Below are 15,513 nucleotides of genomic sequence, written 5' to 3' on the forward strand. Positions count from 1 at the left end.
TCGCGACATGGCTAGGCCGCTGACCAGCGTGTGAGCGCCGATGGGGCAACATCAAGGCACGTTGAGGGCACATCAGATCACGTCCTTGAGTGCTTCCTCGGTCGCCGCCACGGCACGTTCCTCGTCGCTCGGCATCAGGTGCGCGTACGTCCTCAACGTCTCTGCCGGGTCCTCATGACCGAGCCGGTCCGCGACCGCTCGCACCGACAGACCCTCGGAGATCAACACCGAGGCGTGATGGTGCCGCAGATCGTGCCAACCCGCTCGCTGCCGCAGCCCCATGCCGTCGACAGCGTCGCGCCAGATGTGGCCAGCGCGGCTCCGGCCTACTGGCGTGCCGGCGGCCGTGGTGAACACCAGGCCCGCGGATCCGGGCGAGTACGTCGCAAGGTGATCGGCCAGCATCACCGCGACCGGTCCAGGCACCGGCACCGACCGATCAGCGGCCGGAGTCTTCACGGGGCCGAACACCGGCTCGCTACGTTCGTCGACACCCTCGAGCTGACGGTCTATCCGCAGGACGGCGCGCTTCGGTGGCACATCGCTGCGCAGATGCAGGGCAGGGGAGAGGTGGTCGATCGTAAGGCCGCGTAGCTCGCCGGATCGCAGGCCCGTCGCAGGCACCATGGCGCGATACCGGGCGCCGACCCTCTCCGCGATGTGTCCGACCTGCTTGACCGTTAGCGGCACTACCTTCGCCGACGACTTCTCGGGCAGCTTGATCTTCACGCACGGATTCGACGGGATGACCCTGTCGATCAAGGCGGCCTTGAAGACGCTGGCGATGTAGGTGTGCACGACCTCGACGGTGCTCGGCGCGAGCTCGGCTGCGGCCTGGGTGACGACGCGCTGCACGTCGGACCGCCGGATCGTCGACATCTGGCGATCGCCGATGACCGGGTACACCCACAACCGCAGCCGGCTCTCTGCCTGTCGGGCTGTCGAAGGCCGGTGATGGAGCTGGTCGATGCGCCACTGCTCGGCGTATTGCCGGAAGGCGATCCTGCCGGCGGCCGGGTCGATGTAGGTGTCTGTGTTCACCTGCTCGCGGATCTTCGCGTCGAACGCCGAGGCGCAGGTGTTCGGGTCCTTGCCATCCTTCTTCGGGAAGCTCTTCTTCCGTTGCGCCCCCGCGTCGTCGCGGTACCTGACCTGCCATCGGTCGCCTTGGCCGTGTTGAGGAGTCGGGACAAGGTTGTGCTGTCGGCAGCGCGGCTCGTCGGGCGCCGGGCGGGACTTGTGCCAGCGGTCAGTTATCGCCATGGTCGCGTCCGTCCTCATCGGAGGTCGTGGACCCGGTCTCTTGAAGTGACCGATTGGCCGCCGCGGCGGCCTGTTCAATGTCAGCGTTGGGCGACTCGTGTTGCATCATGTGCGCGAGCCTGTTCAGCTTTCGCAGGGCGTCTTCACTATCCACCTTCGCTTCAGCGAGTTCCTCGTATGCGGTGCCGAGGCGCTTCTCCAGGCGCTGGATCTGCGGCCGATTCTCCATCACGCCGATGACATTGCGGTAGTCCTCAAGCTCCGCAAGCTCGCTCGTCAACGTGTCGACCATCGCCCTTGCGACACGCTGGCGGCGAGACGCTCTGTTGAAGTCCTCGACGGCCTGTAGATGTTTCTTCTCGAGGTCCTTCGATCGCCACTCGCTATCGGGTACCTCGGTTCGGAACTCCCGGTCTGGCCGTCCTGGCAACGGGTTTCCACCCCTCACCCACTGACGCATGCGATAAGGCGGAACTCGCAGCGTCGGAGCGACCCATACGCGGTCTTCATCGATGTGGGGGGTAAATAGGTGTACCGGCGCGACATCGAGAGCAACCGCAAGTATCAGTGCTTCGTCGAGGGAGACGCCACGCGACCGGTTCTCGATCTTCGAGATTGCTGCCCGGTCGAGCTTGCCGCCGAGCTCCGCGATTCGCTGGGCCAGCCCTTCGGCGCTGAGTTCGCGCCGCGCACGGATCTTCGGCAACTGGTCGACGAGCACGGCACTTGGCTCCGCGAACTCCTCACCCATCGGCCCCGGCCCGGCTTGGTCGTTGTTCATCGCTTCTCGCTGCTCGACATGCGCGCAACGTTAGCACGAAACAGCGCGAACGTGTACTGTGTTCTAAGTCAGACCGACAACGATCGGAAAGCGAGCAGCGATGGACAGGCGCCACCACGGAGAGGGTTCGGCCCGTCGGCCGGACGGTCTCTGGAGTCCCGAAGAGACGGCCGAGTACCTGGGGGTTCCGCTGCCGACGCTCTACGGCTGGAACTCACGCGGCACAGGCCCGAAGTACATGAAGCTCGGCCGGCATTGCCGATATGACCCCGCGATCGTGATCGCGTGGGCCGAGTCGCGCTCCGTCGAGCAGTCGGCTCCATAGGTGGCCGGTCAGGTGGTGGCACACCTGACCGGCCCGGAGCAGACCACGAACGTCACCCGATTTCCACATCACAGCAACGGGGGTTACTCCGTGTACGACGCTACACAACTGCAATCTGAGCCGCCTGACGGTCAGTTGGACCTTCTGACCGACACCATCGCCGACGGCTCCTACGACGGCGTCAACCAGGCCGACGAGAACACCGAGCCCACCTGGGCAGAGCTCGCCGACCGCGAGATCGCCGCCATGGCCCGGTCCGGCTCCGAGTTCACCTCGAGCGACCTCCGTGAGGTCATTGGCGAACCGGAGCACCCGAACCACTGGGGTCCGCGCTTCACCGCCGCCCGGCGCGCCGGCGTGATCGAGCTGGTGGCCGTCAGGCCGTCGTCGACGCCGTCCCGCCACGGTGGGCTGGTTCGGGTCTGGCGGGGTGTCACGTGACCTCCGTCGCCGGGCAGTGCCCGGCCACCCAGGCTTTCCCCGGAGCGAATCGGGCGGATCGAAGTGCCGAGGCTGACAGACCCAGCCGGTTCGACGAGGTCCGTGCGCTCTATGAGGCACTCGCCGACGACTTCCGGGCCACGGTCGAGCGCGTGCCCGACGAGTACGGCCCGATCCCACTGCCCGAACTTCGTGCCGTCCTCGAACGTCAGCGCGAGTGGATGAAGCTGGTGGTGGACGAGGCTCACGCGCTCGCCTGGGCGGAGATCACTGGCTGATGTCCGTCAACGTCATGTCCTGGGTGTGGAGCCACTCCCGGAGTCGGAAGCTCGATCGGCTGGTCCTGCTCGCGATCGCGGATTGCGCGAGCAAGGACGGCAGCAACGCCTGGCCGTCGATCGCCGAGCTGATCGAGAAGACCGGGATGTCCGAGCGGGCCATCCACGGAGCGATCCAGCGGCTCGTCGACGACGGAGAGCTCGTGCGCGAGTTCCGGGCCGCTCGGCGTCAACGGAACAGCTATCGAGTGGTCATGGATACCGCAGAGTCTGCGGTATTGCGTACCGCAAACCCTGCGCCATCGACCCCGCAGGACGTGCGCCCCGCAGAAGCTGCGGTACCGCAAACCGTGCGGGGTGATACCGCAAACCCTGCGCCATCGACCCCGCAAACCCTGCGGGATGACCCCGCAAACCCTGCGGTATCCATAGAGGAAGTCCGTCCCTTACCGTCAGATATTCCGTCAGGTTCCGTCAGTTCGGAGCTGGCGCTCCCGGCCGACATCGTCGACGCCGAAGTAGTCGAGCCGCAGCAGCCGACCGCGAAGGACCTCATCGCCGAGTGGATCGACCACCGCGGCGCAGACGACAAACCGACCGGCAACGTCAAGGGCCAGATCTCCAAGCGCATCAAGGCGCTGCTCGAAGAGGGCGTCTCCTACGACCGCGTCCGCCGCGGCCTACAGCTCTGGGACGAGAAGCGCATGCACCCCTCGACCCTCGACAGCTTCGTCGACCAGGCCAGCGCGCCCGCCCGCACCGGCGCCGGCCCAGCCACATCAGACCAACGTGCCGCCGGCGTACGCACGCTCGGCGACGCCCTCAGAGCGAAAGGACTCTGACATGAAGCCCAGCGAAGTGTCCGACCTCCTCGAGATGGCCGCCGCCACCGACCGCCGCAAGGTCGGCATGGCCGACGTCGAAGCCTGGCACGCCATCATCACCGAGGCGCTCGGAGAGGACGCACCGTTCGACGACGCACGCAAGGCCGTCGTCCAGCACTACGGGGCCACCCACGAGTACCTGATGCCGATCCACGTCGTCGAGTACGTCAGGCGACTCCGCAAGACCCGCCGCTGGAAGATCCCCATGCCGCAGGCTCCGCCCGAGCTCGTCGACAGCCACGGCTACCCCGACCCTGACGACCGCGAGAAGTGGCAGGCATACCAGGAATGGAAGGCCGAGATCACGCGGCAGATCGAGAACGGCGAGTACATGCCGGACCCGCCGCCTGACGTCGTCCGCAAGTCCATGGCCGAGGTCGAGTCCGCCGACGGGCAGATGGCCGCATGGAACCGGCTGGACAGCTGGGAACGGTGGCTCGACAAGGGCCAGTCACTCCCACAGGTCGAAGCATGGCCAGGCGCGGAACCCGCCGCCGAGATCGACGAGACACCACGAACCCAGCGCGACATGTCCGCCCTGGACAACGTCGTCAAGACCATCTGAGGAGAACACTATGACCACGCACGAGATCCCCACCGAACTGCTCGAGGCTGACGGGCAGACCCTCACCCCCGAAGGCTCCATGGCGCTCAACATCACCCGGCTCACCGATGAGGTCAACGCCCTGACCGACCGCGTCGCCGCGCTCGACGGCAAGTACGCGGCCCCCGGCTTCTACGCCGACCCCGTGATCGTTCCCGCCGGCCGCGGCGACGTCCTCGTCGGCTGCCTCGAAGACGACACGGTCGCGATCGAGTCCCGCCCGGGCGAGCGCATGACCCTGACCCCCGATCAGGCCCGCCACCTGATCGAGGCACTCACCGATGCCGTCGACGCGGCAGAGACGGAAGTCTGACCATGGGAACGGAAGAGAGCACCGAGGCGGCCGCCGGTCGCAAGTACGAGATCGGCGACAAGGTCGTCGTCTGGATCCAGGGTTACTGCGGGGCGGCCACGATCGTCCGTCAGGCCGCCGACACCGACTTCGACATGTACGTCGTCGATCCGGTGTGGTCGCCCGAGCCGACCCTCAATGTCCCCGAGGCGGACATCAATTCGGCCACTACGCCCAGCATCGAGATGCTCGACGACATCGCAGCCGAACCGCCGCGCCGGGACCAGCGCACCCTCGCCGACGTCTCCGCGATTCAGCGCGACATCCTCGGCCAGCTGGACAACCTCATCCGCATCATCGAGGATCGGCCGCCCAGGGGTGCTCGCTCACCGAGCACCCCTGATGCCCCGCCCGCCTTCGAGCTGTCTGAGCGCGACCAGCACACCGTGCAGCTCGCCGGAGAGGTCCGCCGGGACATCGACCGGGCTGAGTTCTGGGTCGGCATGCTCGCCGGCATCGCGTTCTGCGTCGTCGCTGTGGCCATCGCCGTGCTGATCGGCGGGGCACTGTGAGCGCCGCGCATGAGCAGTGCAGGTATCTCCGCCGGAACGGCGAGCAGTGCACCGAGGAGGCGCTCGACCCCGAGGGCGAGATCGTGCTCTGCATGAAGCACTGCGGCCGGGCGATGGTCATGGTGCGCCAGGCACACGAGAAGCGGATGCGCGCCTGACCCACGCAACAACGATGCCCCGGCCCACCCGAATAGGGCCGGGGCATCGTCTTTACAACCGTAGGCTGTATCAGCCGTACAATCTGCATGAGAGGTCCGCCGAGCTATGGGGCAGGTTGCACAGTGGTGAGCTACGAGCCGCGCTCGGCGTGCTGGGCGCGCTGGGCGTGACGGCGAGGGTCCCGAACCGGGCCACGCGCCAGGAGTAGCCCATGTCCAAGGCATGGGCCAAGGGCTCCACCCCAGCGTGGCGCAGGCTGCGGCAATACGTGCTCACCCGGGACGCGTGGGTATGCCAGCTCTGCGAGCTATCCATCGACCCGATGCTGCGCCACCCTGATCCCATGTCGGCGCAGGTGCATCACACGCTGGAGCGTGAGGTGGCGGGCGACGATCCTCGTTACCTCCAGGCCGCGCATCGCGAGTGCAACCTCAAGGCGGGGCAGCCCGGCAAGCGGTCGCCGCAGCCGCGCCGCGTGTCGAGCTGGTGACGACAACGCCATGACCTGCACAAACGCGCCGACCATGGTCGAAAAGTCTGTGACCTGCGACGACGCAACACCCGCCGTAAGTGTTTTTTCTGTGCCCGGCGCCGGCGGTGTCGGTGCTGGTCAGACGACCGTGACGGGTGAGGGTGCGGGCGGCAGTGTGCGGGCGAGGTGGGTGGCTCCGGCGACGGCGTAGGTCCCGTCGATCGGCGTGCTGCCCTTGCGGGCGAACACCCAGGCGTCACCGCGCCAGAGTCGTTGCGCGGCGTTGACGTGGGCGGTGAGCATGTCGTCTCGCGGGTGGACGATCTCGCCGGACAGGACGGCGTCAGCCAGGCCCATGCACACCTGGGTGACCTCGCCGCGGATCTCGTCGACCCGGACGCGCCTCGGTGGCCAGCCGCGGTGCCCGCGATCGGCGAGGTCGGCGGCGACGGCTGCGGCGGGTCCGGCTGGGAACCAGCCGAGTGCGCGTGGCTTGACCTTGGCGACGATGTCGGGCAGGTCGGCACGTAGCTGCTTGGTGCATCCGGCACCGTCCCACGCCTTGATGACTTCGACGTGCGTCTTGTCGTCGATGACGGCGGCTGCGATGAGGCTGGCGTGGGTGCCGTCGAGGGACACGTCGACGCACAGCGCGACTTGGCGCCGGTACTGGGCGAGGTCGATGGGCTCGTCGGTGCCGCCCGTCTCCCACGCGTCGGGGTCGACGGCGGGGTCGAGTAGGTGCACACGCTGGCACATGACTTCGGTGCGGAACCCGGCGAGTTCCTGCCCGCCGGCAGCCTTGGCGCGCATGGCGGCACCGAGCAGCGCGTCGGGGTCGATGCGGTGCCCGAGGTTGGGGTTCGCCTGGGCGAGCGCGTGGACGTCTTCGGGGTCGGCACCGGGTGGCGCGGAATACTCGAAGAGTCCGAGTCGGGCGTCGCCGCGGCCGGTCTCGATGTGTTCGAGGGCGGGTAGTCGCAGGGAGTCGAGGACGACGGACTCGTTGTCGCCCTGGTTACTGATGGCGATGGTCTGCCCGTCGGGTACGGCATTCATCGCGTTGGTGGCGGCGTTCCACGTCTCGAAGCCGTGGTGTTCGCGGACCTCGTCGAGCAGGAGCCGGTGCACGGTCAGTGAACGGCCGGCGCGTCTGTTGGTCGCGGCGAACTTGTACCTGGCTCCGGCGCCGGTGATCAATTCTTCGGAGCCAGTCTGCGACCAGATCGGCTTGGGGCCGAGTTCGGCGGCGAGCATCGGATTGCCGGTGGCGACGTCGCACAACTCCCGCCAGACGGCGCGGGCATAGTCGCGGTTCGTCGAGGTGCCGAGCACGAGCGGCACCTGATCGACGAACATCCAGTACAGCGCGAGTGTCTTCGCCAGCAGAGTCTTGCCGTTCTGGCGGGCGACGAGGATGAGCGCGGTGCGGAACCGGGGGCGTCCGTCGGGCAGCAATTCACCGACGTGGACCGCGACCCACTCTTCCCAGGGGTCGAGGGGTGTTTCGAGGACGTCGCGGGCGAAGTCGATGACGTCGAAGCCGTAGCTGGTAGCGGGGGTCAGCTCACGTAGCGGCGCCGTCCACAGTCTCGGCGTCACGCTGCCGACCGGCTCGACGCTCGCGGAGTTCGTCGAGGACGCTTCCGGTGCCGCCATCGCTGCTGCCTCCCTTCACGGCTGCTGCCCGTGCTCGTGGTGTCAGCAGGAGAGCGTCGAGGGCGGTGGCCAGCGCCGGCCCGAGCTTGGTGAGGTCTCCGCCCTCGTCGATTTCCGCTGCGTAGGCGATGGCCAGCTCGACGGCCGCGGTGTCGGTGGCCTTGGTGTCGATGGCGGCCACGGCGGCTCGGACGGCGTCGGCCAACATGAATACATACTATCCCCACCAAGAATGTATGCTTTAGACATGCAGTTGCCGTGGAGGCGCGGTTCGCGCACCGACGTCACGGACGAGCACGTCTCGATCAGTGACCCGGTGCTGGCGGCCTACTTCGGCGTGTCCCCGACGTACGCGGGTGTGAACGTCGACGAGGGCTCCGTGCTGGGCATCCCGGCGATGTGGCGGGCGGTGTCGCTGGTGGCCGGCACGATCGCCGGCCTGCCGCTGCGGACGCTGCGCGACACCGCGGACGGGCAGCGTCAGCGGGTGTCGTCGTGGCTGGACGAGCCGGCTGGGCCGAACGGGCAGACCCCGTTCGAGTGGAAAGAGACGATCGTCGCGCACCTGATGCTGCACGGCGTCACGTACCTCGCGCACCTGTTCAACAACGCCGGTGCGGTCATCGGCGCGGTACCCATCCACCCTCTGGCCGTCACGGAGGAACCGCAGACCCGCGGCGTCGGGGACCTGGGTGCGTCTCAGCCGAGATGGACGGTCACCCTCGTCGACGGGACGCAGCGCCAGTTCACCCCGGCGACCATGACGAAGATCCTCGGCTTGTCGCTGGACGGCGTGCACGGGATGTCGGTCATCAGGTACGGCCGCAACTCGTTCGGCACGACCATCGCCGGGGATCGCGCCGCGGGGCGCACGTTCTCCAACGGTGCGATGCTCTCCGGCCTGGTGACGCCGGAGGAGGACGTCGACGAGGAAGAGGCGAAGGACATCAAGGCGGGGCTGAACCGGCGGATGTCCGGGTGGGAGAACGCCGGTGACATCGCGTTCGTGAACCGGAACCTGAAGTTCACTCCCTGGACGATGTCCGCCGAGGACGCGCAGTTCCTTCAGTCGCGGCAGTTCCAGGTCGAGGAAATCTCCCGCTGGACGGGCGTTCCGCCGCACCTGCTGATGCAGACCGAGAAGCAGACCTCGTGGGGTACCGGTGTCGCCGAGCAGAACCGCGGCCTCGCTCGGTTCACCCTCGCAGGCTGGACGAGCCGGATCGAGCAGCGCGTGTCGCGGCTGCTGCAGACCCCGTTGTTCAGCGAGTTCGACTTCGCCGGGCTGGAACGCCCGACGCCCGAGCAGGAGATCGCCCTGCTGATCCAGCAAGTGCAAGCGGGGCTGATGACGCCGAACGAGGCGCGCCGGATCCGCAACATGCCACCGATCGACGGCGGGGACGAGCTGCGGACCGCGGCTGCTCCTGCCGCCGCCCCGGCCCCGAATGGCCAGCCGCAGGAGGTACCGGCGTGAACGTGGACAAGCTTCAGCAGCTGGCCGACCGTGGCCGCACCCTGGTGCGCAAGCATCAGCCGCAGAACAACAGCACCGGCGACTGGTACAAGATCACCAACGCCGACGGCGACCGCGCCGAGCTGTACATCTACGGCGTCATCGGCGACGAGTGGGACGACTCGGACGCGACGTCGTTCACCCGCGCCCTGCGTGACATCACCGCGCCGGCGATCGACCTGCACATCAACAGCCCCGGCGGGCTGGTGTTCGACGGCGTCGCGATCTATTCGGCGCTGCTGAACCACCCGTCCACGGTGGACGTGCACGTCGACGGGATCGCCGCGTCGGCGGCGTCGTTTGTCGCCATGTCCGGCGACACGATCGCGGTGGAGAAGCCGGCCAAGCTCATGATCCACGACGCGTCCGGGCTGGTCATCGGTAACGCCGCCGACATGTTGGAGATGGCCGAGCTGCTGGACGGCATGTCCGACACGATCGCGGAGATCTACGCCGACCGGGCCGGCGGCGAGGTCTCCGAATGGCGCGACCGGATGCGCGCAGAGACGTGGTTCTCCGCCGAGCAGGCCGTCGCGGCCGGGCTGGCCGACCGGATCGCCAACGACACCACCCCCGAACCCGCCCCGGCGAACAGCCGGGGAGGCCGCACGATTCACGCCGCGGCGTGGAACACCCTCACTCCGAGAGGAACCGGTATGAACATCGAGGAGCTCCTCGCCGCGATGCAGAACATCATCGACGGCGCGGACGGTCGCACGATGACCGACGACGAGGTCAAGCAGTACGAGGCGCTCGAGGCGAAGCTGGCCGAGGAGCGCACCCACCAGGTTCGGCAGCGGCAGAACCAGTACAAGGCCCCGGCCCCGGAGAACGCCCAGGTACACGCCGCCGTGCATGCGGCGCCGGCGAAGGAAGACGACGGCCTGGAGAAGGCGTTCGAGAACTACCTGCGCACCGGCCAGCCGACCCAGGATCTGGCCGATCTGCGGGTGACGAACGCGCAGGGCACCGGCGCCGGGGCCGACGGTGGGTTCACCGTCCCCGACGGGTTCCGGCAGAAGCTCGTCGACGTGATGAAGGCTTACGGCGGCCTGGCCGCAGCGGTCGAGTCGTTCCCCACCGAGACCGGCAACCCGATCGACTACCCGTCGCTCGACGACACCGGCAACGAGGGCACCATCACCGCCGAGAACACAGCCATCACCGGCGGCGCCGACCTCGAGTTCGGCACCGTCAAGCTCGGCGCGTACAAGTACACCAGCGCGGGCGCGAACAACCAGCCGCTCAAGGTGTCCGTCGAGCTGCTGCAAGACTCCGCGTTCGACATCGCCGGACTGGTGGCGCGCAAGCTCGGCACCCGCATCGCCCGCAAGCAGGCGAAGGACTGGGTGACCGGCGCCGGCACGACGCTGCCGTTCGGCATCGCCCACGCCGGCCTCACGGCGGACCACACCCTGGCCGCGGGCAACGCGATCACGTATCAGGACCTGCTCGACCTCGAGACCGCGCTCGACCCGGCGTACGAGCAGACCGCGGCCTGGGCGATGAACAAGTCGTCGTGGAACGCGATCCGCGGCGTCACCGACGCTCAGGGCCGGCCGCTGGTGTGGGAGTCCGCGCAGTCCGGCATGGGCGGTGCGCCGTCTCGGATGCTGCTCGGCTACCCGGTCGTCATCGACCAGGCGTTCCCGAACCACAACACGCTGTCGTCGCACTGGGCGGTGCTCGGTGACCTGCCCGAGGCGTACGTGATCCGGCGCGTGTCGAACCTCGCCGTCGTGGTCAACCCGTACAGCTCGGCGAACTCCGGGCAGGTCGAGTACACGGCATGGGAACGGGCCGACGGGAACATCCAGAACCGGCCCGCGTACACGCTGCTGGCCGCGAACGCGACCTGATCATGGCGACGATCAAGCAGCTGGCAGCACGCAAGGCCAAGCTCGAGGCCGACCTCGCCAAGGTCAAGGCGGAGATCGCTGCCCGGGCCGGCGAGGTCGACAGCCCGAGCGAGTCGAAGAACGAGTAACCGGAAGGAGGTGCGGAGATGGCCTGGGCAGAGGACTACGTCACGGCGGTGGAGCTGCGCGACTACATGCGCTTCAACGACTCCGAGGACGACGTCGAGCTCGCTCTGGCCGTCTCCGCTGCCTCCCGGGCGGTCGACAACCGCACGAACCGCCAGTTCGGGAAGGTCGACACCGCCGAGGAACGCACGTACGCCGCGGAGTGGGACCGCCGGCGCTGCCGGTGGCTGGTCGAGATCGACGACGTGCAGGACACCACCGGCCTGACCGTGCAGACCGCCGACGGCGCGGCCGTCGACTCGTACGCGCTGGAACCGGTCAACGCCAAGAAGGAGAGCCGCCCGTACACACGGCTCGTCCTGCGCACGCTGTCGACCGAGACCCTCACCAGTGGTGAGGACGAGGTCACCGTGAGCGCGCTGTGGGGCTGGACGACGGTGCCCGATGCGGTGAAGCAAGCGACCTTGTTGCAGGCGTCGAGGTTCTTCACGCGGCGTAACGCGCCGTTCGGGGTCGCCGGGTCTCCGGAGACGGGTTCGGAGATGCGGCTGCTCGCCCGGGTCGATCCGGACGTGGCGGTCGCGCTGTCGCCGTACGTCAGGTGGTGGGGCGCGGCATGAACCTCAACAGCGTCATGGACGAGATCGGTGCCCGGTTGGACACCATCACCGGGTTGAAGGTGTGGCCGTACCCGGCGGACTCGATCACACCGCCGGCGGCGATCGTCGCCTACCCGGACACGCTCACGTTCGATGAGACCTACGGCCGCGGTATGGACCGGCTGACGCTGCCGGTGGTGCTGGTGGTGGGGCGGCAGTCCGACAGGGCGTCTCGGGACCACCTCGCCGCGTACGCGAACGGGTTCGGGGCCCGGTCGATCAAGCAGACCGTCGAGGCCGGCACCTACACCGCGATGGACACAGTGCGGGTGATGAGCGCGGAGTTCGATGTCATCCGCATCAGCAACGTCGATTACGTGGCCGCGACGTTCGACCTCGACATCACAGGACAAGGGAGTAGCTGATGGCGTTCGTCCATGGCAAGAACACGGTGATCACGCTGGGCGGGGACGACCTGTCGGCGTACACCAACAACAGCGAGCTGACCCGCTCGGCCGACTCGCACGACGTCACCACGTACGGCAACGACGCGCACGTCTTCGAGGGCGGGCTGAAGAACGGCACCGCCACGATGTCCGGGATCTACGACAACACGGCCGACACCGGTCCGCGTGCCGTCGTCGAGCCGCTCGTGGGCACCGTGGTGGAGCTGGTCCGCCAGCCCGAGGGCGCCGGCTCCGGGCTGCCGCAGGACACGGTGCAGGTGCTCGTCACGAACTACGTCGAGACGAACCCTGTCGCGGACATGGTGACCTGGTCGGCGGAGCTGCAACTGTCCGGCACCATCGACACGACGCCGCAGGTCTGATCGCCATGGACAAGGAACTCCTCTTCAAGGCACGGCTCCCGGAAGGCGAGGTCGAGGTGCCTGGCCTCGGGACGGTGCGGGTGCGTGGCCTGTCGCGTGACGAGGTGCTCGCCGCGCAGAAAGCCGACAACACCGCCGACCTCGAGCGACGGATGCTCGCCGCCGGCATGGTCGACCCGGCACTGACCGTGGCCGAGGCCGGGCGGTGGCAGATGGCGTCGCCGGCCGGCGAGCTGGAACCGGTGACGCAGAAGATCCGTGACCTGTCCGGGATGGGTGACGACGCGTCCAAAAGCGGCGGTGAAGGCGCTGGCGACGGTGCCGGGTCTGGAGTTCGAGATGTTCCTGGCGCAGAAGCTGTCGATGACGGTGGGCCGCCTCCGCCACGAGATGAGCAATGACGAGTTCGTCCGCTGGGGTGCGTACTACGCCCGCAAGGCGCAGCGCGAAGAGATGGAACGGCTGAAGCAGGACGGGAGGCGGTCATGAGCCCTACCGAAATCCAGATGATCGTTGACCGGCTCAGCCGCATCGAGGACCGGCTCAATGGTGTCGTCACCTGGAAGATGCTCCTCGCCGCGCTGACCGCGTTCGCCGCTGTCGTCACGGCGCTCATCACCGGCGGCACCTTGTTGTGGGGCTGACATGGCTACCGAGGCGATCAAGGTCGAGGGCCTGTCGGAGTTCGTCAAGAACCTGCGCACCCTCGACCGGGAGCTGCCGAAGGCGGTGCGGATCGCGTTCAACGAGGCTGCCGACGTGGTCGTCGACGACGCCACTCCCCGCATCCCGCGTCGTAGCGGGCGGGCGGCGCGCACCCTGAAAGCCAAGTCGACGCGCACGCAGGCGCGGGTCGCCGGCGGCGCGACCAAGGCGCCGTACTACCCGTGGCTGGACTTCGGTGGCGCTGTGGGGCCGGCGGGGTCGGTGAAGCGGCCGTTCCGAAAGAAAGGCCGCTATCTCTACAAGTCCTACTTCAAGAAGCGGGACAGCGGCGAGTTTCAGCAGGTCATGAACAGGTCCCTGATCGATGTGGCGCGCCGCGCCGGGGTGGAGGTCGACTGATGGCACGGCAGGCCAACCAGGTCACCCTCACGTTCGCCGGCGACTCCGACAAGCTGGAACGGTCGTTCGAGAACGTCGGCGCGTCCGCGAAGACGATGTCCGACGACGTCGGCTCGGCCTCGCGGGAGATGGGCGACAGTACGTCCAGCTCGTTCGACCGGGTCGGTGAGGCCGCCGACAACGTCGACACGAAGGCGATGGGCTTCCGCGACACCTTGACCGGTGTCACTGACACGGGCAAGGGCCTGTCGCAGGTCATGAAGGGTGATCTGTCTGGAGGGTTGCTGACGCTGGGTATGGGTGTCGGTGACCTCGCCAGCGGTATGTACAACTTCCTGATCCCGTCACTGAAGACCGTCGCGACCCGCGCCGCCGGCACCGCGAAGACGATGGTGGTCTCGTCCGGGCGTCAGGTCGCCGCCTGGGCCGTGCTCGGCGCGAAGTCTCTGGTGCACGCGGCGAAGGTCGCCGCGGCATGGTTGATCGCCATGGGCCCGATCGCGCTCGTCATCGCCGCCGTCGTCGGCCTGGTCGCGCTGATCATCAAGAACTGGGACAAGGTGTGGGCCGTCACGAAGCGGATCTTCGGGGCGGTGTGGAACTGGCTGAAAGGGCTCTGGGACAAGGTCGTCGGGTTCATCGGCACGGCCGTCGGGTGGATCAAGGACATCTTCCTGAGGTTCAGCCCGCTGGGCATCATCATCCGCAACTGGGGCGGCATCACCGGGTGGATCAAGGACATGTGGAACGGCGTCATCTCGTTCCTGTCCGGCCTCCCCGGCAAGATCTCCAACGCCGTGAGCGGCATGTGGGACGGCATCACCGATGCCTTCAAGGGCGCCATCAACACGATCATCGACGGCTGGAACGGCTTCTCGCTGTCGATCCCGTCCGTTGACGGTGACTGGAACGGGCCACTGCCCGGCGGCGGTTTCACCATCGGCGGCTGGTCGCTGGACACGCCCAACATCCCGCGGCTGCACTCCGGCGGCATCGTGCCCGGCTCGCCCGGCCAGGAGGCCCTCGCGATCCTGCAGGCGGGCGAGAAGGTCACGCCCGCGAACCAGGTGCGCGAGCGTGATCGCGACCTGCCGGACGAGTTCAGCGTCGTCGGGACGATCGACCTCGGCGAGGGCATCACGAAGGTCGTCGAGATGAAGCTGCGGCGCCACGACAAGGCGGTCAAGAACAAGACGCTCGCCGGGACGGGGGTGGCCTGATGGCGTTGACGCTGAACTACCTCGACGACCTGTCCCGGGTGCGCATCACCGGAGAGAGCATCCCGGAGTCGGCCGCGATCGTGGAGCGCTCCACCGACCAGATCCGGTGGGAGCCGGTGCGTGGCGGCGCGCCGGTCGCCCTCAGCGCGGCCGGGTTCGTCCTCGATGACTACGAGTTCACGCCGGGCGTGCCGAACTTCTACCGCGCCACCCCGGTCGTGGACGCGCCGGTGGATCTGGCCATGTCCGGTCAGGTCGTCACCGGCGGCAGCGGTGTTATCGCGTTCACTCTCGACGACACGTTCGCCGCGCAGTTCATCGGCGGGAAGTTCGTCCGGCTCACGCTGACCGTGGACGACTTCACCCGGGTGTCGGACCTGTCGTTCTACCTCGGCCGAGGTGGAGACCTCGGCAATCACGCCCGGTGGGAGTTCGACGCCGGCTCCGCCACGTCGGCGATCGGCAAAGACGGCGAGCGGTTCACGATCGACCTGAAAGCGGCCGAGATCCGCAGCGTGGCCGGGAACGTCACGATGTCCGCCGACGGTGAGCTGACGGAGCTGACGGCG

The 15,513-nt window shown here is 67.8% G+C and carries 23 protein-coding genes and 1 pseudogene; 20 read left to right on the plus strand and 4 right to left on the minus strand.

Annotated elements, in window-relative coordinates:
* Positions 1-72 precede the first annotated feature (72 nt).
* A complete protein-coding gene (locus tag CLV30_RS14115; RefSeq protein WP_165358631.1) occupies positions 73-1,263 on the minus strand; it encodes a tyrosine-type recombinase/integrase in 1,191 nt (396 codons plus the stop codon).
* Positions 1,250-2,044 carry a helix-turn-helix domain-containing protein gene (locus CLV30_RS14120; RefSeq protein WP_106537853.1) on the minus strand — a complete coding sequence of 265 codons (795 nt, stop codon included), beginning with the start codon at positions 2,042-2,044 and terminating at the stop codon, positions 1,250-1,252. The genes CLV30_RS14115 and CLV30_RS14120 overlap by 14 nt, the downstream gene beginning before the upstream one ends.
* 100 nt (positions 2,045-2,144) lie before the next feature.
* Between CLV30_RS14120 and CLV30_RS27880 the strand changes: the two genes are divergently transcribed.
* From CLV30_RS27880 to CLV30_RS26005, 9 genes are all read left to right on the plus strand, one after another.
* Positions 2,145-2,369: a helix-turn-helix transcriptional regulator gene (locus CLV30_RS27880; protein WP_106537854.1), complete on the plus strand. Its 225-nt coding sequence runs from the start codon at positions 2,145-2,147 to the stop codon at positions 2,367-2,369.
* 135 nt (positions 2,370-2,504) lie between these two features.
* On the plus strand, positions 2,505-2,810 hold the full coding sequence (locus CLV30_RS14130; RefSeq protein WP_129711020.1) for a hypothetical protein: 306 nt from the start codon (positions 2,505-2,507) through the stop codon (positions 2,808-2,810).
* Positions 2,807-3,088, plus strand: a complete 282-nt coding sequence (locus tag CLV30_RS14135; protein WP_106537856.1) for a hypothetical protein — start codon at positions 2,807-2,809, stop codon at positions 3,086-3,088. Before CLV30_RS14130 ends, CLV30_RS14135 begins: the two co-directional genes overlap by 4 nt.
* The gene (locus CLV30_RS14140) at positions 3,088-3,930 is read left to right on the plus strand and encodes a helix-turn-helix domain-containing protein (protein WP_205740868.1); all 843 of its coding nucleotides are present in this window, start codon (positions 3,088-3,090) and stop codon (positions 3,928-3,930) included. The genes CLV30_RS14135 and CLV30_RS14140 overlap by 1 nt, the downstream gene beginning before the upstream one ends.
* Position 3,931: 1 nt before the next feature.
* A complete protein-coding gene (locus tag CLV30_RS14145; RefSeq protein ID WP_106537857.1) occupies positions 3,932-4,537 on the plus strand; it encodes a hypothetical protein in 606 nt (201 codons plus the stop codon).
* Between the two features lie 10 nt (positions 4,538-4,547).
* Positions 4,548-4,889 (plus strand): hypothetical protein, encoded by a 342-nt coding sequence (locus CLV30_RS14150; protein WP_106537858.1) that lies wholly within the window; start codon positions 4,548-4,550, stop codon positions 4,887-4,889.
* A gap of 2 nt (positions 4,890-4,891) precedes the next feature.
* Positions 4,892-5,440, plus strand: coding sequence for a hypothetical protein (locus tag CLV30_RS14155; RefSeq protein WP_106537859.1), 549 nt, complete (start codon positions 4,892-4,894; stop codon positions 5,438-5,440).
* Positions 5,437-5,598, plus strand: a complete 162-nt coding sequence (locus CLV30_RS26475; protein ID WP_165358632.1) for a hypothetical protein — start codon at positions 5,437-5,439, stop codon at positions 5,596-5,598. The genes CLV30_RS14155 and CLV30_RS26475 overlap by 4 nt, the downstream gene beginning before the upstream one ends.
* A 212-nt stretch (positions 5,599-5,810) precedes the next feature.
* The gene (locus CLV30_RS26005; protein WP_129711021.1) at positions 5,811-6,089 is read left to right on the plus strand and encodes a hypothetical protein; all 279 of its coding nucleotides are present in this window, start codon (positions 5,811-5,813) and stop codon (positions 6,087-6,089) included.
* 120 nt (positions 6,090-6,209) lie between these two features.
* Here the strand turns inward: CLV30_RS26005 and CLV30_RS14160 are convergent, their stop codons facing one another.
* Both CLV30_RS14160 and CLV30_RS14165 read right to left on the minus strand, forming a co-directional pair.
* On the minus strand, positions 6,210-7,673 hold the full coding sequence (locus tag CLV30_RS14160; RefSeq protein WP_205740869.1) for a hypothetical protein: 1,464 nt from the start codon (positions 7,671-7,673) through the stop codon (positions 6,210-6,212).
* On the minus strand, positions 7,639-7,938 hold the full coding sequence (locus tag CLV30_RS14165) for a terminase small subunit (protein ID WP_106537861.1): 300 nt from the start codon (positions 7,936-7,938) through the stop codon (positions 7,639-7,641). Before CLV30_RS14165 ends, CLV30_RS14160 begins: the two co-directional genes overlap by 35 nt.
* 39 nt (positions 7,939-7,977) lie before the next feature.
* Between CLV30_RS14165 and CLV30_RS14170 the strand changes: the two genes are divergently transcribed.
* The 11 genes and pseudogenes from CLV30_RS14170 to CLV30_RS14210 form a co-directional block, all read left to right on the plus strand.
* Positions 7,978-9,207, plus strand: coding sequence for a phage portal protein (locus tag CLV30_RS14170; protein ID WP_106537862.1), 1,230 nt, complete (start codon positions 7,978-7,980; stop codon positions 9,205-9,207).
* Complete coding sequence (locus CLV30_RS14175; RefSeq protein WP_106537863.1) at positions 9,204-11,105, plus strand: phage major capsid protein; 1,902 nt, start codon at positions 9,204-9,206, stop codon at positions 11,103-11,105. The genes CLV30_RS14170 and CLV30_RS14175 overlap by 4 nt, the downstream gene beginning before the upstream one ends.
* Positions 11,106-11,107: 2 nt before the next feature.
* Positions 11,108-11,233 (plus strand): hypothetical protein, encoded by a 126-nt coding sequence (locus CLV30_RS27560; protein ID WP_276320008.1) that lies wholly within the window; start codon positions 11,108-11,110, stop codon positions 11,231-11,233.
* A gap of 18 nt (positions 11,234-11,251) precedes the next feature.
* Entirely contained in the window at positions 11,252-11,851 is a 600-nt protein-coding gene (locus CLV30_RS14180; RefSeq protein WP_106537864.1) for a head-tail connector protein, read from the plus strand.
* The gene (locus CLV30_RS14185; RefSeq protein WP_106537892.1) at positions 11,848-12,255 is read left to right on the plus strand and encodes a hypothetical protein; all 408 of its coding nucleotides are present in this window, start codon (positions 11,848-11,850) and stop codon (positions 12,253-12,255) included. Before CLV30_RS14180 ends, CLV30_RS14185 begins: the two co-directional genes overlap by 4 nt.
* Entirely contained in the window at positions 12,255-12,659 is a 405-nt protein-coding gene (locus CLV30_RS14190; protein ID WP_106537865.1) for a hypothetical protein, read from the plus strand. The genes CLV30_RS14185 and CLV30_RS14190 overlap by 1 nt, the downstream gene beginning before the upstream one ends.
* 5 nt (positions 12,660-12,664) lie before the next feature.
* A complete protein-coding gene (locus tag CLV30_RS14195; protein ID WP_106537866.1) occupies positions 12,665-13,060 on the plus strand; it encodes a hypothetical protein in 396 nt (131 codons plus the stop codon).
* Between the two features lie 84 nt (positions 13,061-13,144).
* Positions 13,145-13,303 (plus strand): hypothetical protein, encoded by a 159-nt coding sequence (locus tag CLV30_RS26480; protein ID WP_165358633.1) that lies wholly within the window; start codon positions 13,145-13,147, stop codon positions 13,301-13,303.
* Position 13,304: 1 nt separating this feature from the next.
* Positions 13,305-13,724: an HK97 gp10 family phage protein gene (locus CLV30_RS14200; RefSeq protein ID WP_106537867.1), complete on the plus strand. Its 420-nt coding sequence runs from the start codon at positions 13,305-13,307 to the stop codon at positions 13,722-13,724.
* The gene (locus CLV30_RS14205; RefSeq protein WP_106537868.1) at positions 13,724-14,944 is read left to right on the plus strand and encodes a phage tail tape measure protein; all 1,221 of its coding nucleotides are present in this window, start codon (positions 13,724-13,726) and stop codon (positions 14,942-14,944) included. Before CLV30_RS14200 ends, CLV30_RS14205 begins: the two co-directional genes overlap by 1 nt.
* A pseudogene (locus tag CLV30_RS14210) lies at positions 14,944-15,513 on the plus strand (hypothetical protein); the annotation flags it as partial. The gene CLV30_RS14205 and the pseudogene CLV30_RS14210, both read left to right, overlap by 1 nt.

It is taken from the genome of Haloactinopolyspora alba (genome assembly GCF_003014555.1).
In the GTDB taxonomy this organism is placed as follows: Bacteria; Actinomycetota; Actinomycetes; order Jiangellales; family Jiangellaceae; genus Haloactinopolyspora; species Haloactinopolyspora alba.

What these genes read in the sequence shown, in the direction of transcription:
- CLV30_RS14165 (WP_106537861.1), bottom strand. Translation starts at nt 7,938, where the DNA reads ATGTTGGCCGACGCCGTCCGAGCCGCCGTGGCCGCCATCGACACCAAG.
- CLV30_RS14185 (WP_106537892.1), top strand. Translation starts at nt 11,848, where the DNA reads ATGAACCTCAACAGCGTCATGGACGAGATCGGTGCCCGGTTGGACACC.
- CLV30_RS14205 (WP_106537868.1), top strand. Translation starts at nt 13,724, where the DNA reads ATGGCACGGCAGGCCAACCAGGTCACCCTCACGTTCGCCGGCGACTCC.
- CLV30_RS27880 (WP_106537854.1), top strand. Translation starts at nt 2,145, where the DNA reads ATGGACAGGCGCCACCACGGAGAGGGTTCGGCCCGTCGGCCGGACGGT.
- CLV30_RS14190 (WP_106537865.1), top strand. Translation starts at nt 12,255, where the DNA reads ATGGCGTTCGTCCATGGCAAGAACACGGTGATCACGCTGGGCGGGGAC.
- CLV30_RS14150 (WP_106537858.1), top strand. Translation starts at nt 4,548, where the DNA reads ATGACCACGCACGAGATCCCCACCGAACTGCTCGAGGCTGACGGGCAG.
- CLV30_RS14120 (WP_106537853.1), bottom strand. Translation starts at nt 2,044, where the DNA reads ATGAACAACGACCAAGCCGGGCCGGGGCCGATGGGTGAGGAGTTCGCG.
- CLV30_RS14195 (WP_106537866.1), top strand. Translation starts at nt 12,665, where the DNA reads ATGGACAAGGAACTCCTCTTCAAGGCACGGCTCCCGGAAGGCGAGGTC.
- CLV30_RS27560 (WP_276320008.1), top strand. Translation starts at nt 11,108, where the DNA reads ATGGCGACGATCAAGCAGCTGGCAGCACGCAAGGCCAAGCTCGAGGCC.
- CLV30_RS26005 (WP_129711021.1), top strand. Translation starts at nt 5,811, where the DNA reads ATGTCCAAGGCATGGGCCAAGGGCTCCACCCCAGCGTGGCGCAGGCTG.
- CLV30_RS14140 (WP_205740868.1), top strand. Translation starts at nt 3,088, where the DNA reads ATGTCCGTCAACGTCATGTCCTGGGTGTGGAGCCACTCCCGGAGTCGG.
- CLV30_RS14200 (WP_106537867.1), top strand. Translation starts at nt 13,305, where the DNA reads ATGGCTACCGAGGCGATCAAGGTCGAGGGCCTGTCGGAGTTCGTCAAG.
- CLV30_RS14115 (WP_165358631.1), bottom strand. Translation starts at nt 1,263, where the DNA reads ATGGCGATAACTGACCGCTGGCACAAGTCCCGCCCGGCGCCCGACGAG.
- CLV30_RS14170 (WP_106537862.1), top strand. Translation starts at nt 7,978, where the DNA reads ATGCAGTTGCCGTGGAGGCGCGGTTCGCGCACCGACGTCACGGACGAG.
- CLV30_RS14155 (WP_106537859.1), top strand. Translation starts at nt 4,892, where the DNA reads ATGGGAACGGAAGAGAGCACCGAGGCGGCCGCCGGTCGCAAGTACGAG.
- CLV30_RS14180 (WP_106537864.1), top strand. Translation starts at nt 11,252, where the DNA reads ATGGCCTGGGCAGAGGACTACGTCACGGCGGTGGAGCTGCGCGACTAC.
- CLV30_RS26480 (WP_165358633.1), top strand. Translation starts at nt 13,145, where the DNA reads ATGAGCCCTACCGAAATCCAGATGATCGTTGACCGGCTCAGCCGCATC.
- CLV30_RS14145 (WP_106537857.1), top strand. Translation starts at nt 3,932, where the DNA reads ATGAAGCCCAGCGAAGTGTCCGACCTCCTCGAGATGGCCGCCGCCACC.